18 protein-coding genes are annotated in these 20,453 nt (G+C 60.3%); 9 read left to right on the top strand and 9 right to left on the bottom strand.

Going from position 1 to position 20,453, the window contains the following annotated elements:
- Positions 1 to 11: 11 nt before the first annotated feature.
- The 6 genes from JZX88_RS15415 (at position 12) to JZX88_RS15390 (ending at position 6,731) form a co-directional block, all read left to right on the top strand.
- Positions 12 to 665 (top strand): thiamine phosphate synthase, encoded by a 654-nt coding sequence (locus JZX88_RS15415; RefSeq protein WP_065117457.1) that lies wholly within the window; start codon positions 12 to 14, stop codon positions 663 to 665.
- 8 nt (positions 666 to 673) lie between these two features.
- Entirely contained in the window at positions 674 to 1,774 is a 1,101-nt protein-coding gene (locus JZX88_RS15410; protein ID WP_065117379.1) for a tetratricopeptide repeat protein, read from the top strand.
- Positions 1,775 to 1,939: 165 nt separating this feature from the next.
- Complete coding sequence (locus JZX88_RS15405; RefSeq protein ID WP_065117458.1) at positions 1,940 to 2,740, top strand: inositol monophosphatase family protein; 801 nt, start codon at positions 1,940 to 1,942, stop codon at positions 2,738 to 2,740.
- 201 nt (positions 2,741 to 2,941) lie between these two features.
- Positions 2,942 to 3,961 carry a flagellar motor protein MotA gene (locus JZX88_RS15400; RefSeq protein ID WP_142856298.1) on the top strand — a complete coding sequence of 340 codons (1,020 nt, stop codon included), beginning with the start codon at positions 2,942 to 2,944 and terminating at the stop codon, positions 3,959 to 3,961.
- 2 nt (positions 3,962 to 3,963) lie between these two features.
- Positions 3,964 to 4,995 (top strand): peptidoglycan -binding protein, encoded by a 1,032-nt coding sequence (locus JZX88_RS15395; protein WP_065117381.1) that lies wholly within the window; start codon positions 3,964 to 3,966, stop codon positions 4,993 to 4,995.
- Between the two features lie 89 nt (positions 4,996 to 5,084).
- A complete protein-coding gene (locus tag JZX88_RS15390) occupies positions 5,085 to 6,731 on the top strand; it encodes an FAD-binding dehydrogenase (protein ID WP_206914077.1) in 1,647 nt (548 codons plus the stop codon).
- Between the two features lies 1 nt (position 6,732).
- Here the strand turns inward: JZX88_RS15390 and JZX88_RS15385 are convergent, their stop codons facing one another.
- The gene (locus tag JZX88_RS15385; protein WP_206914076.1) at positions 6,733 to 8,532 is read right to left on the bottom strand and encodes an ABC transporter transmembrane domain-containing protein; all 1,800 of its coding nucleotides are present in this window, start codon (positions 8,530 to 8,532) and stop codon (positions 6,733 to 6,735) included.
- A 261-nt stretch (positions 8,533 to 8,793) separates the two neighbouring features.
- Between JZX88_RS15385 and rpmE the strand changes: the two genes are divergently transcribed.
- Entirely contained in the window at positions 8,794 to 9,015 is a 222-nt protein-coding gene (rpmE, locus tag JZX88_RS15380) for a 50S ribosomal protein L31 (protein WP_003497640.1), read from the top strand.
- A gap of 153 nt (positions 9,016 to 9,168) precedes the next feature.
- Here the strand turns inward: rpmE and JZX88_RS15375 are convergent, their stop codons facing one another.
- From JZX88_RS15375 to JZX88_RS15365, 3 genes are all read right to left on the bottom strand, one after another.
- Positions 9,169 to 9,684 carry a DUF1465 family protein gene (locus JZX88_RS15375; RefSeq protein ID WP_003506184.1) on the bottom strand — a complete coding sequence of 172 codons (516 nt, stop codon included), beginning with the start codon at positions 9,682 to 9,684 and terminating at the stop codon, positions 9,169 to 9,171.
- Between the two features lie 401 nt (positions 9,685 to 10,085).
- Positions 10,086 to 10,277, bottom strand: a complete 192-nt coding sequence (locus JZX88_RS15370) for a DUF1192 domain-containing protein (protein ID WP_065117384.1) — start codon at positions 10,275 to 10,277, stop codon at positions 10,086 to 10,088.
- The gene (locus JZX88_RS15365) at positions 10,274 to 11,563 is read right to left on the bottom strand and encodes an MFS transporter (protein WP_065117385.1); all 1,290 of its coding nucleotides are present in this window, start codon (positions 11,561 to 11,563) and stop codon (positions 10,274 to 10,276) included. The genes JZX88_RS15370 and JZX88_RS15365 overlap by 4 nt, the downstream gene beginning before the upstream one ends.
- Before the next feature lie 136 nt (positions 11,564 to 11,699).
- Here JZX88_RS15365 and JZX88_RS15360 point away from each other — a divergent pair, with 136 nt between their 5' ends.
- Positions 11,700 to 11,855 carry a hypothetical protein gene (locus tag JZX88_RS15360; RefSeq protein ID WP_162854470.1) on the top strand — a complete coding sequence of 52 codons (156 nt, stop codon included), beginning with the start codon at positions 11,700 to 11,702 and terminating at the stop codon, positions 11,853 to 11,855.
- A 106-nt stretch (positions 11,856 to 11,961) separates the two neighbouring features.
- On the opposite strand, the gene JZX88_RS15355 is transcribed toward JZX88_RS15360, so the two are convergent.
- From JZX88_RS15355 to JZX88_RS15345, 3 genes are all read right to left on the bottom strand, one after another.
- Entirely contained in the window at positions 11,962 to 12,987 is a 1,026-nt protein-coding gene (locus JZX88_RS15355) for a class I fructose-bisphosphate aldolase (protein ID WP_206914075.1), read from the bottom strand.
- 192 nt (positions 12,988 to 13,179) lie between these two features.
- Positions 13,180 to 14,382 carry a phosphoglycerate kinase gene (gene pgk, locus JZX88_RS15350; RefSeq protein WP_206914074.1) on the bottom strand — a complete coding sequence of 401 codons (1,203 nt, stop codon included), beginning with the start codon at positions 14,380 to 14,382 and terminating at the stop codon, positions 13,180 to 13,182.
- 67 nt (positions 14,383 to 14,449) lie between these two features.
- Positions 14,450 to 16,315 (bottom strand): potassium/proton antiporter, encoded by a 1,866-nt coding sequence (locus JZX88_RS15345; protein WP_206914073.1) that lies wholly within the window; start codon positions 16,313 to 16,315, stop codon positions 14,450 to 14,452.
- 499 nt (positions 16,316 to 16,814) lie between these two features.
- Here JZX88_RS15345 and JZX88_RS15340 point away from each other — a divergent pair, with 499 nt between their 5' ends.
- On the top strand, positions 16,815 to 16,991 hold the full coding sequence (locus JZX88_RS15340; protein ID WP_246753490.1) for a hypothetical protein: 177 nt from the start codon (positions 16,815 to 16,817) through the stop codon (positions 16,989 to 16,991).
- Between the two features lie 194 nt (positions 16,992 to 17,185).
- Here JZX88_RS15340 and gap read toward each other — a convergent pair whose 3' ends face one another.
- Positions 17,186 to 18,196 carry a type I glyceraldehyde-3-phosphate dehydrogenase gene (gene gap / locus JZX88_RS15335; RefSeq protein ID WP_065117390.1) on the bottom strand — a complete coding sequence of 337 codons (1,011 nt, stop codon included), beginning with the start codon at positions 18,194 to 18,196 and terminating at the stop codon, positions 17,186 to 17,188.
- A 62-nt stretch (positions 18,197 to 18,258) separates the two neighbouring features.
- Entirely contained in the window at positions 18,259 to 20,241 is a 1,983-nt protein-coding gene (tkt, locus tag JZX88_RS15330; protein WP_206914072.1) for a transketolase, read from the bottom strand.
- Between the last annotated feature and the right edge of the window lie 212 nt (positions 20,242 to 20,453).

The following is a 20,453-nucleotide window of genomic DNA, read 5'->3' as shown; positions in this document are numbered from 1 at the left end:
TGGACGAACCGATGACCACAGTTGAAGACCGTTGCCGCCTTGTCCTGATTGTTCCGCAATCGGACGATGCGCAAAAGCAGGCGGCAGATTTGGAAGGCGCGCTGCGGGGCGGCGATGTGGCTTCGGTCATCATTCCGCAATATGGGCTGGATGACGCCGCTTTCCAGAAACGCGCCGAACTGATCGTGCCGATCGTGCAGAAAGCGGGTGCGGCCGCCCTTATCGCCGGCGACAGCCGCGTCGCGGGTCGCGTGAAGGCGGACGGCTTGCATGTGGCCGGCAATGCCGAGGCGCTTGCCGAGGCCGTTGAAAAATTCACGCCCAAAATGATCGTCGGCGGCGGCAATGCGGATGATCGGCACAAGGCTCTGGAGCAGGGTGAGAGCAATCCGGATTACGTCTTTTTCGGAAAGCTCGAAGGTGACATCAAGCCGGAGGCGCACCCCAAGAACCTGGCGCTCGGCGAATGGTGGGCGTCGATGATCGAAATTCCGGCCATCGTCATGGGTGGCACGGATGTTTCCTCGGTGGTTGCCGTGGCGGAAACCGGTGTGGAGTTCGTGGCGATGCGCAGCGGCGTTTTTGACAATGCCGGTGGCGCTGCCCAGGCTGTTTCCGAAATCAACGCCCTGCTTGACGAAAAAGCGCCACGGTTTGACGGTTGATACAGGCGATGATCATGCGCTCGGTTCACCTCCGCCTTTCCGTTTCACTGCTGGCGCTTGCTTTCGGCGCGCAGGCGGGTGTCGCTTTTGCCCAATCCGGGCCGCAGAGCGAAAGCAATGCGCTTTCCCGGCAGCTGGAAAATGAGGCTCAGCCAACCCGTCAGGGCAGGGTGCAATCCGAAGAGCAGAAGGATTTGCAGCCCTCCGCGGGTGTGAATGTCTATCAGCGCATGGGGGCGGATCTGCCGGCTCTGCCGCCTGAAAAGGAATTCAAGGGTAGGGTGGACGAAGCCTATGGGCATTTTCAGCGTGGCGAATATGTGCAGGCGCTCGACAAGGCTCTGAACCGCGCGCAGAACGGTGATGCGTCTGCCCAGACACTGGTGGCGGAAATGATGTCGCGTGGCCTCGGCATCGCCCGCGATGAAAAGACCGCGGCCTTCTGGTACCAGCAGGCGGCGCAGGGCGGCGATCCCGTCGCCATGTTCAAATTCGCGCTGATCCTGATGGAAGGCAAATTCGTCACGCGTGACAAGGTCAAGGCCGACGATTTCATGCGGCGCGCGGCGGAAGCCGGAAATGCTTCCGCCCAGTTCAACTGGGGGCAGATTCTGGTGTCGGAAAATCCCGGTGCCAAGGGACTCCTGATGGCTTTGCCGTTTTACGAGAAATCCGCCGAGCAGGGCATTGCCGATGCGCAATATGCGGTATCGCAGATCTACTGGTCGGTGAAGGACGTTCCCGCCGAAAAGAAGGCCAAGGCGCGCGACTGGCTGACGCGGGCCGCCAAGGCCGGTTACGATACCGCGCAGGTCGATCTCGGCATCTGGCTGGTCAACGGTTTCGGCGGCGAGCGCAATCTGGATGAGGGTTTCCGCTGGCTTTATGGGGCCGCCCAGCGCGGCAACGTCGTGGCGCAGAACAAGGTGGCGCATCTCTACATTCAGGCGCTCGGCACCCGGCCCGATCCGGTGGAGGCAGCCAAATGGTACGTGCTGTCCCGCCGTGCCGGGTTGAAGGATCCGGGGCTTGAGGACTTTTATCTGGGGATCACCGATGAGCAGCAGAAAAAGGCGATCGATGCTGCAAATCGTTTCCGCCCGATGTGAGGTTGCCGCCTTTCCTTTGCCGCCCACATCCCCATTCGGGCTTTTTGCCTTGAATTTCCGCGCGTTTTGTGGTCTTGAACCGCAAACTTTCAATTCAAGAAAATAATGACGTGCCTGCCCGATGCGCTTTCGGGCGGTTCGCAAGCTTTCCAGGAAACAACATCGATGGCCCGTTCAGCCCTTCTCAATGTCATGGTTCAGGCCGCCATCAAGGCGGGTAAGTCTTTGTCGCGTGACTTCGGTGAAGTGCAGAACCTTCAGGTTTCGGTCAAGGGACCGAGCGATTTCGTCTCGCAGGCGGACCTGAAAGCCGAAAAAATCGTGCGCGATGAGCTGATGAAGGCCCGCCCGACCTACGATTTCTTGGGTGAGGAAGGCGGCGAGGAAAAGGGCAGCGATGGCGCGCATCGCTGGATCGTCGATCCGCTTGATGGCACCACCAACTTCCTGCACGGCATTCCGCATTTCGCGGTTTCCATCGCGCTGGAGCGGAACGGTGAGGTTGTCGCCGGCGTGATCTTCAATCCGGCCACCGACGAACTCTACACCGCCGAGCGCGGCGGCGGCGCTTTCCTCAACGATCGCCGCATCCGCGTTGCGGCGCGCAAGGTTCTGACCGATTGCGTCATCGGCTGCGGCGTGCCGCATCTCGGCCGAGGCAATCACGGCAAATTCCTGGTCGAGCTTCGCCACGTCATGGGCGAAGCCGCAGGCATCCGCCGTATGGGTGCAGCTTCTCTCGATCTGGCTTATGTCGCCGCAGGCCGTCTCGACGGTTTCTGGGAAGCCGATCTTTCGCCCTGGGATATGGCGGCCGGTCTGGTGCTGATTCGTGAAGCCGGCGGCTTTGCCTCGGACATCAAGGGCGGCTCGGATATTTTCGGCAGCGGCACCGTTGCCGCCGGCAATGAATATATCCACAAGGCGCTTGTCGAGGTCGCCAACCGTCCGGTGCCGGGCCGCTGACGGGTTTTCGGCAGAAAACCTGCCGTTTTCAGCAAGTTTTAGTCGCCCGGCGAATGTTCGCCGGGCGTTTTTGTTTTTCGTCGCCGGGTACCTGTCCGTTTTCGTGAAATGCCTGTGACGAAAGCCCGGCTTTTCGCTTCAAATCGTCGCAATTTTCAAATAGCTTCCGCTTGATACGTGACCAGAGGGAATGCGAACGTTATGGCGGATTCGGAGCTGCTCGATCTTGGCGTCGAGAAACCGGTGACCACGCGGCAATACAGCCACAAGCTGTCCAGCCCCACACCGTTTCTCTGGACGATGGTTCTGTTTCTGATCCTCGTCGGCTTTCTGGCGGCGATTCTCTATCGGCAGGCGCATACCGCCTTCATGACCAATCCGGGCCTGAATGGTTTCATTCTCGGCGTGCTCGCCATTGGCATCATTCTGGTCTTTACCCAGACCATGAGCCTGCGCTCCGAGGTTCGCTGGTTCAATGCCTTCCGTGCCGCCGGCAGCGTTGAAAAGGTCGGTCGGGCGCCAAAGCTGCTCGCCCCGATGAGCACGCTGATCGGCAAGCGGGGGGAGGTTAGGCTTTCCACTGTCACTCAAAGAACCATCCTCGATTCCATCGCGACCCGCCTCGATGAATCACGCGATACGTCGCGTTACCTCGTCGGCCTTCTGGTCTTTCTCGGTCTGCTTGGCACCTTCTGGGGTCTGATCGGCACCATCGGCGCCATCAGCAACGTCATCCAGTCGCTTGATCCGAGCGCCGGCGACAGCAACGATATTCTAGGCTCGCTCAAGGCCGGCCTCACCGCGCCGCTCGCCGGCATGGGAACGGCCTTTTCCTCGTCGCTTCTTGGTCTGTCGGGGTCACTGATTCTCGGCTTTCTCGATCTTCAGGCCGGTCGCGCGCAGAACCGCTTTTATACCCAGCTCGAAAACTGGTTGTCGTCGGTAACGGATACGACAACGGACGGGCCGCGGGAATTCAAGGCGGAACCCGGCGCTGTGGTCAGCACCGAACGCTCGCTTGCGGCCATGACCAGCCTTGCCGAAGGCATTCAGGGCCTCGTCAAGAACATGCGCAGCGAACAGCAGATGTTGCGAGACTGGATCGAGGCGCAGCAGGAGGAATCGAAATCGCTCCGCCGCACGCTTGACCGGCTGTCGGCGCGGATTGACAGCGACACGAAATCTTCCGGGCGCACCCGGCACGATAACGGGAGCGAATAGCCATGGCGCTGGCGCGCAACCGCCGCCGCGACAGGGGCGTGGATTATTGGCCGGGTTTTGTCGATGCGCTGTCGACGCTGCTGATGGCCATCATGTTTTTGCTGACGGTCTTCGTGCTGGCACAGTTCGTTCTGTCGCGGGAAATCACCGGCAAGGACGAGGTGCTGACGCGCCTCAACAGCCAGATTGCCGAATTGACCGAGCTTCTGGCCATGGAAAAGGGCAACAAGCAGGATATAGAGGACGCGCTGGCAAGCCTGCAATCGACGCTTGCCGCATCCGAGAACGAGCGTTCCCGCCTGCAGGCGCTGCTCGATGCGGGATCGGGCAGCAATGCGAGCGCCAATGCGCGGATCGGCAGTCTGAGCGGCGAGCTGGACGAGCAGCGGCAGGCCAATTCCCGCGCTTCTGCGCAGATCGAATTGCTCAACCAGCAGATCGCGGCACTGAGGGCGCAGATCGCATCGGTGGAGGCCGCCCTGCAGGCTTCGGAAGCCAAGGACGCCTCGTCCCAGGTCAAGATTGCCGATCTTGGCCGCCGGCTCAATGTCGCGCTGGCGCAGAGGGTGCAGGAACTGAACCGTTATCGTTCGGATTTCTTCGGTCGCCTGCGCGAAATCCTCTCGGATCGTGAAAACATCCGCATCGTCGGCGACCGTTTCGTCTTCCAGTCGGAGGTGCTGTTTCCTTCCGGTGGCAGCGATCTCAATCCGGAAGGCCAGGCGGAAATGGCAAAGCTGGCGGCCGCCCTCATCGATCTCGCCAAGGAAATCCCGGCGGAGATCAACTGGGTCCTGCGCGTGGATGGCCATACGGATAATGTCCAGCTTTCCGGTTCCGGCCGCTACCGCGACAATTGGGAACTTTCCTCTGCCCGTGCCACATCCGTCGTGAAATTCCTGGTCTCCAGGGGCGTACCGGCAAACCGGCTGGTTGCCGCCGGTTTCGGCGAGTATCAGCCGATTGCCGAAGGCGATACGCCGGAAGCACGGCAGCAGAATCGCCGTATCGAACTCAAGCTCACCGAGCGCTGATATTGCCAGCCACATCATGGCGGTTGCCTTCTGACGGAAGTAAATTTACGTTCGCGTAAAGGTAATTCCGTCATATCTGGGAGGGGCTGATGGAGCGCTATGATGTGATTGTCGTTGGCGCGGGGCTTGCCGGGCTGGTGGCGGCGACTGAAGTCGCCGAGCGAGGTCTCAGCGTCTGTGTCATTGATCAGGAGGGAGAACAGAATCTTGGCGGGCAGGCCTTCTGGTCGCTGGGAGGGCTGTTTTTCGTCGACAGTCCAGAGCAGCGCCGGATGCGGGTGCGCGATAGTCTCGATCTTGCAAGGCAGGACTGGTTCGGGTCAGCCGGTTTCGACCGTCCTGAAGATCATTGGCCTCGCCGGTGGGCGGAAGCCTATCTGAACTTCGCCGCCGGCGAGAAACGCGAATGGCTGCACCGCATGGGCATGCGCTGGTTTCCCGTGGTTGGCTGGGCCGAACGCGGCGGCGGCCTCGCCCATGGTCACGGCAATTCCGTTCCACGGTTTCATGTCACATGGGGCACAGGCCCCGGCGTGTTGGCACCTTTCGTCAGGAAAGCGCAGGGCATGGCGGCAGGCGGTCGACTCACCTTTCGCTTCCGCCATCGCGTCGACCGGCTGGAAATGGCGGATGGCCGGGTGACGGGGATATCCGGCGTTGTCCTCACAACCGATCCGGTGCCGCGCGGACAAAAAAGCAGCCAGGATGTGGAGGGTGATTTCAGCCTTTCCGCCTCTGCGGTCATTGTCAGTTCCGGCGGCATCGGTGGCAATCAGGAACTGGTGCGGTGCAACTGGCCGGTGGAACGGCTGGGCCGGCCGCCGGAAGATATGGTTTGTGGTGTGCCCGCGCATGTGGATGGCCGCATGATCGGTATCACCGAGGCAGCGGGCGGCGGCGTCATCAACCGTGACCGCATGTGGCACTATACCGAGGGTGTGAAGAACCACGACCCGATCTGGCCCGACCACGGTATCCGTATTCTGCCCGGTCCTTCATCCTTCTGGTGCGACGCCGACGGAAACCGTCTGGCTGCCCCCGCCATGCCCGGCTTCGATACGCTCGGTACGCTGAAGATGCTGGGTGAGCGCGGCAGCGGTCACAGCTGGTTCATTCTGACCAAGGCGATCATCAAAAAGGAATTTGCGCTTTCCGGCTCCGAGCAAAATCCGGATCTGACGGGCAAGGATGTACGGCTGCTGCTCAAACGGCTGGGCAAGGAACCGCCGGGACCGGTGCGGGCTTTCATGGAGCGCGGTGAGGATTTCGCCGTTCGCGATACGCTGGACGAACTTGTGGCAGCGATGAATGCCATCAGCGGCGACGACCGGCTGGATATCGGTCATATCCGCCAACAGATCGAAGCGCGTGACCGGGAAATCGGGAATGGTTTCAGCAAGGATGCGCAGGTAACGGCAATTCATGGCGCGCGCCGTTATCTCGGTGACAGGCTGATGCGGACGGCAAAACCGCACCGCCTGCTTGATCCGGCAATGGGACCCCTGATTGCCGTGCGGCTGCATGTGCTGACGCGCAAGACGCTGGGAGGCCTGCATACCGACCTTGAGGCGCGGGTGCTGGACACCGCGGGTCAACCGGTGCCGGGCCTTTACGCCGCCGGTGAGGTGGCGGGTTTCGGCGGTGGCGGCATGCATGGTTACAACGCGCTTGAGGGCACGTTCCTTGGCGGTTGCCTGTTTTCGGGCCGTGTCGCCGGACGCAGCGTGCTGACGTAAGTCAGGCCTGGGCGCGCAACTCGTCAGTACCGGTCTGGAATTGCAGCCGGGCGAGCCTCGCATAAAGGCCATTCTGGCGAATGAGACTTTGATGCGTGCCTTCCTCGATGATGCGGCCTTCATCCATCACCAGAATACGGTCGGCCTTCAGCACGGTGGCAAGGCGATGGGCAATGACGATGGTGGTGCGGGTATCCATCAGCTCGTCGAGGGCTTTCTGCACCAGCGTTTCGCTTTCCGCGTCAAGCGCCGAAGTCGCTTCGTCGAGAAGCAGGATAGGCGCATTGCGAAGGATCGCGCGGGCAATGGCGATGCGCTGGCGCTGGCCTCCGGAAAGGGTCACGCCGCGCTCACCCACCTGCGTATCGTAACCATCGGTGAGACGTGCGATGAAACTGTCTGCCTGCGCGGCGATGGCGGCGGCGCGCACCTCCTCGCGTGTCGCTTCCGGTCGGCCAAAGGCGATATTGTCATGGATGGAGGCGGCGAATATGGCCACATCCTGCGGAACGATCGACAGGCGCGCGCGCAGATCGGTGAGGCCAACGTCGCGGATATCCATGCCGTCGATGGTGATGCGGCCCTGCTGCGGATCGTAGAACCGCATCAGCAGCGAAAACACCGTGCTCTTGCCGGCGCCGGATGGGCCGACAATGGCGACGGTCTCGCCGGCCGCGACCCTGAACGATAGGTCGGAAACAATCGGCCGTTCCCTGGCGAGCGGATAGACAAAATCGACATTCTCGAATTCGGCCTCGCCGCGCGGCGGTTGCGGCATGGCTGCGGGTGCCGCGGGTTCCGCCACGGGTGAGCGCTCATTCAGCAGTTCGGAAAGCCGCTCGGCGGCACCGCCCGCCTGCGCCAGTTCACCCCAGACTTCCGAGAGCTGGCCGAGACCGCTTGCGGCGATGACCGAATAAAGCACGAACTGACCGAGCGTGCCCGCCGTCATACTGCCGGAGAGGACGTTTTGCGCGCCATACCACAGAATGCCAACGACGCTGCCGAAGACCAGGGCAATGGCGACGGCGGTGAGGATGGAGCGGGCGCCGATCGCCGCGCGCGCACCCTGATAGGCGGCTTCAACGGAAGCGCCGTAACGGGCATTCGCCAGCGCCTCGGCATTGAAGGATTGCACGGTGCGGCTTGCCGCGATCGTTTCCGAAGCATAGGCGGCGGAATGCGCCAGTGTATCCTGCGTGGTGCGGGAACGGGCGCGAACGGAACGTCCGAAAGCGATCAGAGGAAATACGATGAAAGGGATGGCAAGCAGGGCGAGGCCGGAGAGGCCGGGGCTGGTATAGATCATCATCGCCACCGCGCCACAACACATGATGATGTTGCGCAGCGCCACGGAGGCGGAAGACCCGAAGGCAGAACGAATCTGCACCGTATCGGCCGTCAGCCGTGATGCCAGTTCACCGGAGCGGCTGGAATCGAAAAACTGCTGGGACAGCGTGGTGAGATGGGCAAAGACATCACGGCGCAGATCGGCCACGACCCTTTCACCGATCGTCATGACGTAATAATAACGCATGGCGCTGGCGAGTGCGAGGACGACGGCAATCGCCAGAAGCATCGCGAAATAGCTGTTGATCATGCCGCCATCAGGCGTCTGAAAACCGTGGTCGATGATGCGACGAACGGCAAGCGGCAGCGCCAGCGTCGTGGCGGAAGACAGGACAAGCGCGAAAAGGGCTGCCGCCATCAGGCCGCGATAACGCCTGAGATAGGGAAACAGACCGAGAAGCGGTTTCAGGCTTCTCTGCTTCGCCGCTTTTTGCTCCTGAATGTCTGCCACGTCCTCTGTGCTCCTCATTACGCGCCGTTTTCGGCCTTTTATGCGGGAATTTCCGGCTTGCGGTGAAATTCCCGCCGCTGTATCCATCTCCCTCTCACAAGGGGATGGCAGGCTCTTGTTATCTCGGCGACCTTCATGTATAGGCTCCGCATCGAATTGGGAAGCCATAGCCCATCTGGACTATGGCTTCATTTATTGAATTGGCTCAGTTGACGCAATTGCGGCAAATGGACCGCACGTCACTTAACCAGGAAGATTGTCATGAAGGCTGATATCCATCCCGATTATCACACGATCAAGGTGGTCATGACCGATGGCACCGAATACGAAACCCGCTCCACCTGGGGTTCGGAAGGCGCCGTCATGAACCTTGAAATCGACCCCAAGTCCCATCCGGCATGGACGGGCGGCAACCAGCAGCTTATGGACCGCGGTGGTCGCGTTTCCAAGTTCAACAAGCGTTTCGGCGGCCTCGGCCTCTGATCCACTTGCGGACGGATCGTTTAAAAAAGCCCGGTTTTGCCGGGCTTTTTTGTTGCGCCGTTTCAGCGGCGATATCCAGTGCGTATAGCGCATAAACAAAAAAGCAGGCCGAGAAGCCTGCTTTTCAAATTGTCCGGATAAGGTCGTCTTTTCTCAGTTGATCGAGAAAGCCGTGCGAAGCAGGTTGAGCTGCGCCTGCACGCTGTTTTCGTTGTCCGGCACCTTTGCGGCTTCGGACGGGCGATAGATTTCGCGGTCGAGCAGGGCGATGCGATTCTGGAGGCGCAGAGAGCGCTCGATCAGGTCGCGGAAGGATTCGGGCAGGTCGTTCCAGCCGGGCGCGTTGCGATCGACATTGAAGCTGTCGAGGCGCACCTTGTTCTTTTCACTCAGAACCTGATCGCGCGTCATCTCGCCATTGTTGACGGCGCGCTGCAGCAGCAGCCAGGAGGCCATCTGCATCAGGCGGGTGGTGAGGCGCATCGATTCCGCCGCGTAGAGGACGGAGGCCATGCGCGGCAGAACCTTCGAGGCAGCACGCCCCGCGCCGTCGAGATAGCTCGCCGTTTCCTCAACCAGGGTCATGCCTTCGGTATAGAGGGTCTTGAACTGGTTGGAAGCAGCTGCGCGCCCCGCAAAGCTTATGGTATTTAAAACCTGTTCCGACATTTCTTTAAATCCCTGCTCACGCACCACACTGTCAGGCAACGACGACCCGGATATTTTGTTCCGGCCTTTAGTGTTTTCAGGATGGTATCTTTACCTGAAATGCGCAAGGCAATTATTAAAGAAGGGTTAATACCCACAGTTTTACAGAATCCGGGGAGCGGCAAAAAAAGAGCCGCGAAAGCGGCTCTCAAGGTAAAACAGGGAGAAAAATCAGACCAATTCGCCGTATGGAGAAGATGCCTGAGGTCCAGAAGAACTGGACATGTATAGTAATCTCTCAGAAAGCTTAATTTTTGGTTAATGGTAAATGAAAGACTGCGCCAGAATCTTTATTTCAATGCCATCCGGGCCACCATCCTGCGGCACAGGATGCGCGACCTCCGTCTATTCTGAGGCGGGTATCAGGACCGGAAGAGATTCTCCGCCGCCAGCCGGCCGGCGGATTTGCGTTGCCTCTCTTCTTCAAGCCGGGTGATTTCCGCTTGCAGAAGATCGATACGGTTGCTCAGCTCATCCACCGAAAGGAGGCTGAGGTCGCTGCCGATTTCGTGCGCCACCGGCTTTTGCGGACGGTCATCGTCAAAGAGGCTCATATGCCTGCTCCTTTTTCCACATAGTCGCCATCGTCTTCGGAATATTGCGGCGCGCGCGGGTCAAGCGCAATACTTTCCGGCGTGACGAGCGGCGAAGGCGTTGTCGGCATCATGGTCGAGAAATTGTCCTTCTCGTCGGTCGACAGGGCGGCGCGCTGGCGGCTTCGGATGATGGCATAGGCGGTGATCAGGAGATGGGCCACCGCAGTTACCAGGAACAGGGCATAGGGGCCGGAATAGGTCATGACCGCGCCGCCGAGCGTCGGGCCGATGATGGTGCCAATGCCGTAGAGCAGCAGCAGGCCGCCGGAAACCTTGACGAAGTCTTCGGACGCGGCAAAGTCGTTGGCGTGTGCGACAGCGATGGGATAAAGCGCGTTGGCGGCGGCGCCGTAGACGGCAATCATCGGGATGAGCACATAGACGTCATGGGGTTGCACGGCCGCGACGGCGAGGCCTGCCACCGCGCCAAGCCCGGCCAGCCCCGCCAGCACGTAACGGCGGTCTATCCGGTCGGATAGCCGACCTGCCGGAAACTGTGCCAGCGCGCCAACGAAAATCGTGACGGAAACCATGATGGCGATCATGGTCGGATCGAGACCGGCCCGGGCGCCAAAGACGGCGCCAAGCGTACCATAAGCGCCATTGGCGATGCCGATCATCAGGATGCCGATGAAGGAGACCGGCGAATTGCGATAAAGGGCGGGCAGGTCCAGTTTGACCTTCTGTAGTGGCTGTGGACTGGCCGCCTTGGAAAGCGTGGCTGGCAGAATGGCGATGCAATAGATGATGCCGCAGATCATGAACAGCGAGGTATTGCTGACATCGCCCATCGGCACGATCATCTGCCCCGCCACGACGCCGAGCAGCGTGATGGCGATATAGAGCGAAAAGATCATGCCACGGCTTTCATTGGTGGCACGCTCGTTCAGCCAGCTTTCGATGATCATCGAGGTGCCTGCCGTGCAGAAGCCGGTGAGTGCGCGCAGGGCGATCCACCAGACATCATCGACAATCAGGCCGGTCATCAGCACTGTCAGGCACACCAGAGCGACAAACGAGCCGAAAGCCCGCACATGCCCCGCACGGCGCACGATGGCGGGCGCGACAAAACAGCCTATGACGAAGCCAGCTGCCCAGGAGGTGCCAAGGAAACCCAGGATTTCATTGGAATAACCTTCCGCCGAACCGCGCACGGGCAGGATGAGGCCCTGAAGGCCGTTGCCAAGGAAAAGAAACAGAGTGCTGGATAAAAGAGCGAATACGGGTAGAAGATTTCTGCTCATGAAGACACTCTCATGCGTTCGGACGGACAGTCGGACAGGCCATAGAACGGGATTACCCGAATGAGTTGCACTCTTCTGGTGAACGGTAAAAATGTCCAGCCTGTGACGATGCAGAAATAAAGAAAAGGCTCAATAAATGACAAAGGCGATTGGCCTTTTTTTACTGCTGGCGATGATGGTCCAGATCATCCGGCCCCTGGGCCTGCCGGGCCTCAAGAAAAGAGGCGATTGCTGGAAGATCGCGGTCGCCGCCTTTGTCATCTGGTCGGCGACGCTGCTCTTGCGACCCTAGAGCGGGACGGGTGGGGACCTGAGGTGAAAACCGCGTATTCCCACCGCAAAGAAAAAGCCGCCCCGTGGGGCGGCTTCTGTTTTGGTGGATATCCGTTGTGGAAACCTCAGGCGGCCTTTTCGAGTTCCTGCTTCCAGTTACCCTTGGCGGCAAGGCTGTTCATGGCGGCGCGGTGCGTGAAGGCGCGCTGGCCGGCAGCGACATTTTCCTGCTTGCCGCCCCATGCCCTGAGCGCGGTATCCTGAAGGGCGCGGCCGTAGGAATAGGTCAGAGACCAGGGCAGGTCGTAACCGGCATTCATGGCGGAGAGATGCGCGGTCGCCTCTTCGGAGGACTGGCCGCCGGAAAGGAAGGCGATGCCCGGAACGGCGGAGGGCACGGTGGCCTTCAGAACCTTGACGGTCTTTTCCGCCACTTCCTCGACCGAAGCCTTGCGGGCCTTCTTGCCGTCGATGATCATGTTCGGCTTGAGGATCATGCCTTCAAGGTTGACGCGCGCGTCGAACAGATCCGCGAAGACGGTCTGGAGGACCCATTGCGTGACTTCCGCGCAGCGGTCGATGTCATGCGTGCCCGGCTCGCCGTCCATCAGCACTTCAGGCTCCACGATCGGCACGATATCCGCCTGCTGGCAGAGAGCGGCGTAACGGGCGAGCGACTGGGAGTTAGCCTTGATCGAACCCCAGCTCGGACGCTGCTCACCGATGGTGATGACGCCACGCCACTTGGCGAAACGGGCACCGGCCTCATGGTACTTGCGCAGACGCTCGTAAAGACCGTCGAGGCCTTCGGTGATGAATTCATGCGGGTGGAAAGCCATCGGCTTGGCGCCAATATCCACCTTGATGCCCGGCAGGCTGCCGGCTGCCTTGATGATATCCACAAAAGGCGTGCCGTCGGCGGCCTTCTGGAACAGGGTTTCTTCATAGAGAATGACGCCGGAGATGTATTTCTTCATGGCGTCATCGGAGCGGAACAGCATCTCGCGATAGTCGCGACGGGCGGTCTCGGTGGATTCCAGATTGATGTTGTCGAAACGCTTCTTGATCGTTCCTGTGGATTCGTCGGCGGCGAGCAGGCCCTTGCCGTCGGCGACCATCTTGATTGCAATGTCTTCGAGACGTTCGGTCATTTGCTATTCTCCCAAGGCACAATAAATTTCCGATAACAGAAGTTCCAGGGCAGGGAAATGGCACGCTAACTCATTGAAACGATTGAAATGATTTCAATCGTTTGAAACTTTTCCTCAAGGTGCCGCTTACCAAAAAGCAAGGCCGGACAAGCATGGCTTGTCCGGCCTTCGCGTCAGGCAAGTGGGCCAAGTTTACTTGGCGGCGGCAAGGATGGCAACGCCCGGCAGCTCCTTGCCTTCCATCCACTCGAGGAAGGCGCCGCCTGCCGTCGAGACATAGGAGAAATCCTCAGAAACGCCGGCATGGTTGAGCGCTGCAACGGTGTCACCGCCGCCGGCGACAGAGACGAGCTTGCCCGCCTTGGTGCATTCGGCGGCATGTTTTGCCGCGGCGACGGTTGCCGCATCGAAGGGCTCGATTTCGAAGGCGCCGAGCGGACCGTTCCAGACCAGCGTTTCCGCGCGGGAAATCCAGGCCTTGATGCTTTCAACCGATTTCGGGCCGACATCGAGAACCATGGCATCGGTGGGAATGTCGTTGATGTCGACGATTTCATTGGCCGCGCCGGCCTTGAATTCGCGGGCGACGACGCCGTCTTCCGGCAGAACGATGGCGCAACCGGATGTCGCGGCCTCGATCATGATCTGCTTTGCGGTCTCGGCGAGATCATGCTCGCAGAGCGATTTTCCGACCTGCGCGCCGCGGGCGGCCAGGAAGGTGTTGGCCATGCCGCCGCCGATGACGAGGGCATCGACCTTCTTGACGAGGTTCATCAGGAGATCGATCTTGCTCGAAACCTTGGCGCCGCCGACGATGGCGACAACCGGACGGGCTGGCTGACCAAGGCCCTTTTCCAGCGCTTCAAGCTCGGCCTGCATGGTGCGGCCGGCATAGGCGGGCAGATGGCGTGCAAGGCCTTCGGTGGAGGCGTGGGCGCGGTGAGCGGCGGAGAAGGCGTCGTTTACATAGATGTCGCCATTGGCGGCCAGCGCCTCGACAAAAGCGGGATCGTTCTTTTCTTCACCCTTGTGGAAGCGGGTATTTTCGAGGAGCAGGATGTCGCCATCGTTCATTTTCGCCACCGCATCGGCTGCAGGCGCGCCAATGCAATCGGTCGCGAAGGAAACGGCGTGATCCAGCACTTCCTCGACGGTGGGTACGATCTGGGAAAGCGACATGTCGGCCACCGGCTCGCCCTTCGGCCGGCCGAAATGGGCAAGCAGAATGACTTTCGCACCCTTGCCGGACAGTTCCAGAATGGTCGGTGCAACCCGTTCGATACGGGTCGTGTCCGTTACTTTGCCATCCGCAACCGGCACGTTGAGATCAACGCGGACGAGAACGCGCTTTCCGGCAATGTCGTTAAGGTCGTCGATGGTCTTGAAGGCGGGCATAGGTCGATCCTGATTTGTTGCGAGTTCGGCACGGACCATACTATGCCTGATTGCCGACGCAAGCCGGTCAGCCCTCATTTTCTGTTGCCGCAGTTGCCGGGGCAGGGGCACTTTCTTCCATCTCGGCGGTGCGCGGCTGGCGTCTCTGCGCCAGATAGGCGCGCATGCGGTTGAGGATTTCCGCAAAGCTGATGAAGATAGGCAGGTGGGTGGCCGGTTCCACCGGTTCGAGTGAAATGCCGACACCGGTGATTGCCTCGTGTTCGTCCAGCGTGCGGACGATCAGCACGATGGAGCCGAGGCGCACGCGGTCGGCATAATCGGCCTTTCCGGCAAGGCGCGCCTCGATGAGTTCGGCAACGCTCATCGCCTGTTCGGCGGATGAAAGCAGGCCGGGACCATAGGCTGCGTCCAGTTCCTTCGCCGGACGGCCGGGCGAGATCGCGAAGGTGCCGAAGAAATCGGCGTCGTCATCGGCAACCGGCAGGGCGCTGGCGAACAGCCGGTCGATCAGGCGGGAATAACCGGGTGCGATGAAGAGGTAGACGAGATCGTTCTCCCGCAGCCGTCCCGCATATTGGTAGCGGATCGATTTGCCGTCGCGCACCACCAGCGAGGGCATGGCCCAGCGCGGAATACGCTCCCCCTGCATGATGGCGCTGCCCTTGGCGACCCGGTAGGAGATCAGCTCATGATTGGCGGTGCCGGGAAGGTCGACTTCCAGCTTGTCCACCTCGCCCATGCGTGGTGGCACGATGAGGCCGAGCCGTGTCGCCACCGGCTTGATGGTCCAGCCCTGCACCAGAAGCGACACGAGCACGATGATGAAGGCGGCGTTGAAATAGATCTGCGCGTCGTTGAGCCCGCCGAGAATGGGCATGATGGCAAGCAGGATCGAGACCGCGCCGCGCAGGCCCACCCAGGCGACGAAGGATGTTTCCTGCTGGGTATAGTTGAAGGGCATGAGGCTGAGCCAGACCGCGAGCGGGCGGGCAACGAAGATCAGGAAAAGCGCAAGCAGCACGGCCGGAATGGCGATCGCCGGGAATTGCGACGGTGTGGCAAGAAGGCCGAGCATCAGGAACATGATGATCTGGGCAAGCCATGTCAGGCCCTCATGGAAACGGCGAATGGTTTCCTTGGCGAAGATCCTGCGGTTGCCGGCAACGATGCCCGCCACATAGACCGCCAGGAAACCGCTGCCGCCAATTGTACCGGTGAAGGAGAAGACAAGCAGCGCCAGCGCCAGCACGAAGATCGGCGCAAGCCCGCGGTCGGCGGCGAAACGGTTGACGACGGTGGCGATCATGACGCCGCCGAGCAGGCCGAAAATCACCCCAAGGCCCATCTGTTCAATGAAAAGCAGCAGAAAGCCGCTGTCGATGCCGGCCAGCCCCTGACCCTTGGCGATGATTTCGACCAGGGCAATGGTGAGGAAGATCGCCATCGGATCGTTTGTGCCGGATTCGACTTCAAGCGTCGAACGCACCTGATCGCGGATATGGATGCCGCCGATGCGCAGCAGGAAGAACACGGCTGCCGCATCGGTGGAGGCGACAATGGCGCCGAGCAGCAGGCCCTCCAGCCAGGAAAGCCCGAGCAGCAGTGCGGCCGCGCCGGCGAAGAACACGGATGTGAGGATGACGCCGACCGTGGCGAGCGCCATGGCGGGGGCTGCGGAAAGCCGGAAGGATTGTATGGAGGTGCCGAAGCCGGAATCGAAAAGGATGACGGCAAGCACGAGCGAGCCGAGCATATAGGCGAGCGGGTTATTGGTGAATTCGATGCCCAGGCCATCCACGCCCGCCGCAAGCCCGATCATCAGGAAAAGCAACAGCAGCGGTGCCCCGAACCGGAAGGCGATGAGACTGGAAAAAGCAGCGACGAGAACCAGAACAGTTGCCACAAGCAACAGAAGATAAAATGATTCCACGTCCACCGCCTCATTCAAACCGTGTTGGCCGATGCAATGAATGCTCTGCGCGTCTGCAGCCAATGCGCCACGGGTTGCGGTCTGTCAGCGCTGCAATTGGTTGGCGTTGAAAGGCGACGCAAGGCGGGGTGTATCGAATGATACGGCAGGGCCGAAGTGCATTGCGCACGACCGTTATCCCTGTCCTCCTTGTCCGTTTCAAAATGGACCAGACGAAGGCAGGAAATGGGAATTTTCTCGGCGTGTTGCAGAAAATGGCGACGGCAGGGAAGGGGCTCTCAGTCCGCCAGCAGGGAGTGGCCAGGATGTTTTGCCTGGAGAGATTGATCCCAAGGTCTTGCACGTAACATAGCGACAATGCAGCTGCGTTAATTGTCGCTTCCGAATTGCTTTTCATCATTACCGGAGCGATCGGATGAAACGGGTTTCCATTTTTATATTATTGTCAGCGGGCGCGATTGTTGCGGGTTGTTCGAGCACGGAGCAGACCGCTGAAAACATGGCCGCGCAACGCGAACGCTGCCGCGTGTTCGGTTATTATGAAGGCTCGCGCGATTTCGCCGACTGCATGATGAAGCTCTCCATGCAGCAAAGCGAGCTCCGGCAACAGACGTTCGATACGATCTGGAGCAATGCCGGAAATTCCGGCCCCGTCATTATCAACAATAGAAAATGATGGATGCGTGGTCTCATTCCGCCGGTTGAGCGACGGCTTGCGTCGTCTCTCTGCCGGAGATGGTTTTCGATCTGGAGCGCCCCGCCTTGCTTCAGGATCGATGCCGGCGGGATCCCTCGCTCCCGCCGGCTTTTTTAGACAAAGAAAAACCGGCAGGATCGCGCCTGCCGGTCTCTTTATGGTCTGATACCTGCTTAGATGGTCTTCGCGAAGGCGACGGCCGTATCCGACATGCGGTTGGAGAAGCCCCACTCATTGTCGTACCAGGACAGGATGCGAACGAACTTGCCTTCCATGACCTTGGTCTGGTCGATCGCGAAGATCGAGGAGTGGCTGTCATGGTTGAAGTCGCGGGAAACCAGCGGCTCTTCGGTATAGCCGAGAATGCCCTTCAGCTTGCCGTTGGCGGCAGACTTGATCGCCTCGTTGATTTCCTCAACCGTCGTGTCGCGCTTGGCGATGAACTTGAAGTCGACGACCGAAACGTTCGGGGTCGGAACGCGGATGGACGTGCCGTCCAGCTTGCCCTTGAGGTGCGGCAGAACGAGGCCAACGGCCTTGGCGGCGCCGGTCGAGGTCGGGATCATGGAAAGGGCTGCGGCGCGGGCGCGGTACAGATCCTTGTGCATGGTGTCCAGCGTCGGCTGGTCGCCCGTGTAGGAGTGGATCGTGGTCATGAAGCCATGATCGATGCCAACGGCGTCATCGAGAACCTTCACGACGGGCACGAGGCAGTTGGTGGTGCAGGACGCGTTGGAAATGACCAGATGGTCCTTCGTCAGCTGGTCGTGGTTGACGCCGAAGACGACGGTCAGGTCTGCGCCGTCAGCCGGGGCGGACACGATAACGCGCTTTGCGCCTGCCGTCAGGTGGGCCGCTGCCTTGTCGCGGGCGGTGAAGATGCCGGTGCATTCGAGCGCGATGTCGACGCCGAGTTCCTTGTGCGGCAGCGTTGCCGGATCACGAACCGCGGTCACCTTGATCGGCTTGCCGCCACCGACGGTGATCGTGTCGCCTTCGACCTTAACATCGGCCGGGAACTTGCCGTGGATCGAATCGTAGCGCAGCAGGTGGGCATTGGTTTCAACCGGGCCAAGGTCGTTGATGGCAACGACTTCGATATCGGTGCGGCCGGATTCGACGATGGCGCGCAGAACATTGCGGCCGATGCGGCCGAAGCCATTAATGGCAACTTTTACAGTCATTTACAGTCTCCCGATCAAGATATGGGCTTGGTCTTTGCAGAAATGTGAGGGCTTGGGAACCCTCACGCAAGTTTTGCCTCGACTGCGGCGACGACGGCTTCCGCCGTGATGCCGAAGTGCTTGAAGAGATCCTTCGCCGGCGCAGACGCTCCAAAGGAGTGCATGCCGACGAAAGCACCGTCGGAGCCGATGAAATAATCCCAGCCCTGGCGGATGGCGGCTTCGATCGCGATCTTGACCGGAGCCTTGCCGATAATGGCGTTGCGATAGGTTTCCGGCTGTTCCTTGAAAAGCTCGAAGCAGGGAACGGAAACGACACGGACGGAAACGCCGTTGTCCTTCAACGTTGCGGCGGCCTTCAGCGCCACTTCGACTTCGGAACCGGAAGCGAAGATCGAAACCTTGGCGTCGCTGGCGGAAACGAGTTCGTAAGCGCCGTATGCGGACAGGTTCTTCTCTTCATATTCCTTGCGCGAGGGGGCAAGATTCTGGCGGGTCAGCGCCAGCGCCGAGGGACGGTGCTTCTGTTCCAGCGCCAGCTGCCAGCATTCCGCCGTTTCGGTTTCATCCGCCGGGCGGAAGACGAGCAGGTTCGGAATGGCGCGCAGGGCTGCGATCTGCTCCACCGGCTGGTGGGTCGGGCCGTCTTCGCCAACGCCGATGGAATCATGCGTCAGAACGTGGACGACACGGATGCCCATGAGCGCTGCAAGGCGGATCGACGGACGGCAATAGTCCGAGAAGATCAGGAAGCCGCCGGCATAGGGGATGAGACCGCCGTGGAGCGCGATGCCGTTCATCGCGGCAGCCATGCCGTGCTCGCGGATGCCGTAATGCAGGTAACGGCCGGAGAAATCCGTCGGGGTGATGGACTTCATCTGGCTGGTCTTGGTGTTGTTGGACGGCGTCAGGTCGGCCGAGCCGCCGATCATTTCCGGCAGGACGCCGTTGATGACTTCGAGCGAATCTTCCGAGGCCTTGCGGGTGGCCACAGTCGGGTTGTTTTCGATGATCTTCTTCTTGAAGGCATCGATGGAGCTGTCGAAGTTGCCGGGCAGGTCGCCGGCGAAGCGGCGCTTGAACTCGGCCTTCTTGCCGGCTTCAGCGGCTTCGAGGCGGGCTTCCCAGTCCTGGCGCGTCTTGGTGGAGCGCAGGCCGGCGAGACGCCATGCATCCAGTACGTCTTCCGGAACGACGAAAGCTTCGGCTTCCCAGTTGAGGTGCTTGCGCGCGGCGGCGATTTCTTCGGCGCCGAGCGGGTTGCCGTGAACCTTGTGGGTGCCCTGCTTGTTGGGCGCGCCGAAACCGATCACGGTCTTGCAGGCGATGAAGGTCGGGCGGTCGGATTTCTGCGCGGCTTCGATGGCGGCGGCAATCGCGTCCGGATCATGGCCATCGACGCGGATGGTGTTCCAGTGAACGGCCTGGAAGCGGGCGATCTGGTCGGTGCTGTCGGAAAGGCCGACTTCACCGTCGATGGTGATGTTGTTGTCATCCCAGAACAGGACGAGCTTGTTGAGCTTCAGGTGGCCGGCAAGCGCGATGGCTTCGTGGCTGATACCTTCCATGAGGCAGCCGTCGCCGCACAGCACATAGGTGAAATGGCTCTGCAGGTCGGAGCCGAATTCCTCTTCCAGCTTGCGTTCGGCGATCGCCATGCCGACGGCATTGGCGATGCCCTGGCCGAGCGGGCCGGTCGTCGTTTCGATGCCGGTCGCATGGCCGTATTCGGGGTGGCCGGCGGTCTTGGAACCGAACTGGCGGAAACGCTTGATCTCGTCGATCGTCATGTCCTCGTAGCCCGTCAGATAGAGCAGCGAGTAAAGAAGCATCGAGCCATGACCTGCCGACAGCACGAAGCGGTCGCGATCCGCCCAGAGCGGCGCTTTGGGATCGAATTTCAGGTAACGGGTGAAGAGAACGGTGGCGACATCAGCGGCGCCCATCGGCAGGCCGGGATGGCCTGAATTGGCCTTCTCCACTGCATCCATGGCAAGAAAGCGGATCGCATTGGCCATCCGGTTGTGTTTGTCGCGAGAAATCATGGCTTTTCCGTCTGTTTCCGGGTGAAAGGAGATAGTTTTACGCAACTATCCAAAAAGCGGGTTGATCCATAGCAGGTGAGGCAGGCAAGTCAATAAATCCACAGGCAATTGCGGTTCTCTCCGGGAGAAAAAATCGTTTAGAAAATCAGGTGCCACGGCAAAATACGTGCAATATATGTCGGCGCTTCTTCGTTCATCCACAGAGCAAAGCG

The sequence above is a fragment of the Agrobacterium sp. OT33 genome (assembly GCF_017313365.1).
In the GTDB taxonomy this organism is placed as follows: domain Bacteria; phylum Pseudomonadota; class Alphaproteobacteria; order Rhizobiales; family Rhizobiaceae; genus Agrobacterium; species Agrobacterium rhizogenes_A.
This window is presented reverse-complemented; position numbering and strand designations above follow the sequence as displayed.

Excerpts from the sequence above, each read along its gene's own strand:
- JZX88_RS15415 (WP_065117457.1), top strand. The coding sequence starts at position 12 with ATGACCACAGTTGAAGACCGTTGCCGCCTTGTCCTGATTGTTCCGCAA.
- JZX88_RS15410 (WP_065117379.1), top strand. The coding sequence starts at position 674 with ATGATCATGCGCTCGGTTCACCTCCGCCTTTCCGTTTCACTGCTGGCG.
- JZX88_RS15405 (WP_065117458.1), top strand. The coding sequence starts at position 1,940 with ATGGCCCGTTCAGCCCTTCTCAATGTCATGGTTCAGGCCGCCATCAAG.
- JZX88_RS15400 (WP_142856298.1), top strand. The coding sequence starts at position 2,942 with ATGGCGGATTCGGAGCTGCTCGATCTTGGCGTCGAGAAACCGGTGACC.
- JZX88_RS15395 (WP_065117381.1), top strand. The coding sequence starts at position 3,964 with ATGGCGCTGGCGCGCAACCGCCGCCGCGACAGGGGCGTGGATTATTGG.
- JZX88_RS15390 (WP_206914077.1), top strand. The coding sequence starts at position 5,085 with ATGGAGCGCTATGATGTGATTGTCGTTGGCGCGGGGCTTGCCGGGCTG.
- rpmE (WP_003497640.1), top strand. The coding sequence starts at position 8,794 with ATGAAGGCTGATATCCATCCCGATTATCACACGATCAAGGTGGTCATG.
- JZX88_RS15375 (WP_003506184.1), bottom strand. The coding sequence starts at position 9,684 with ATGTCGGAACAGGTTTTAAATACCATAAGCTTTGCGGGGCGCGCAGCT.
- JZX88_RS15370 (WP_065117384.1), bottom strand. The coding sequence starts at position 10,277 with ATGAGCCTCTTTGACGATGACCGTCCGCAAAAGCCGGTGGCGCACGAA.
- JZX88_RS15365 (WP_065117385.1), bottom strand. The coding sequence starts at position 11,563 with ATGAGCAGAAATCTTCTACCCGTATTCGCTCTTTTATCCAGCACTCTG.
- JZX88_RS15360 (WP_162854470.1), top strand. The coding sequence starts at position 11,700 with ATGACAAAGGCGATTGGCCTTTTTTTACTGCTGGCGATGATGGTCCAG.
- JZX88_RS15355 (WP_206914075.1), bottom strand. The coding sequence starts at position 12,987 with ATGACCGAACGTCTCGAAGACATTGCAATCAAGATGGTCGCCGACGGC.
- pgk (WP_206914074.1), bottom strand. The coding sequence starts at position 14,382 with ATGCCCGCCTTCAAGACCATCGACGACCTTAACGACATTGCCGGAAAG.
- JZX88_RS15340 (WP_246753490.1), top strand. The coding sequence starts at position 16,815 with ATGGCCGCGCAACGCGAACGCTGCCGCGTGTTCGGTTATTATGAAGGC.
- gap (WP_065117390.1), bottom strand. The coding sequence starts at position 18,196 with ATGACTGTAAAAGTTGCCATTAATGGCTTCGGCCGCATCGGCCGCAAT.
- tkt (WP_206914072.1), bottom strand. The coding sequence starts at position 20,241 with ATGATTTCTCGCGACAAACACAACCGGATGGCCAATGCGATCCGCTTT.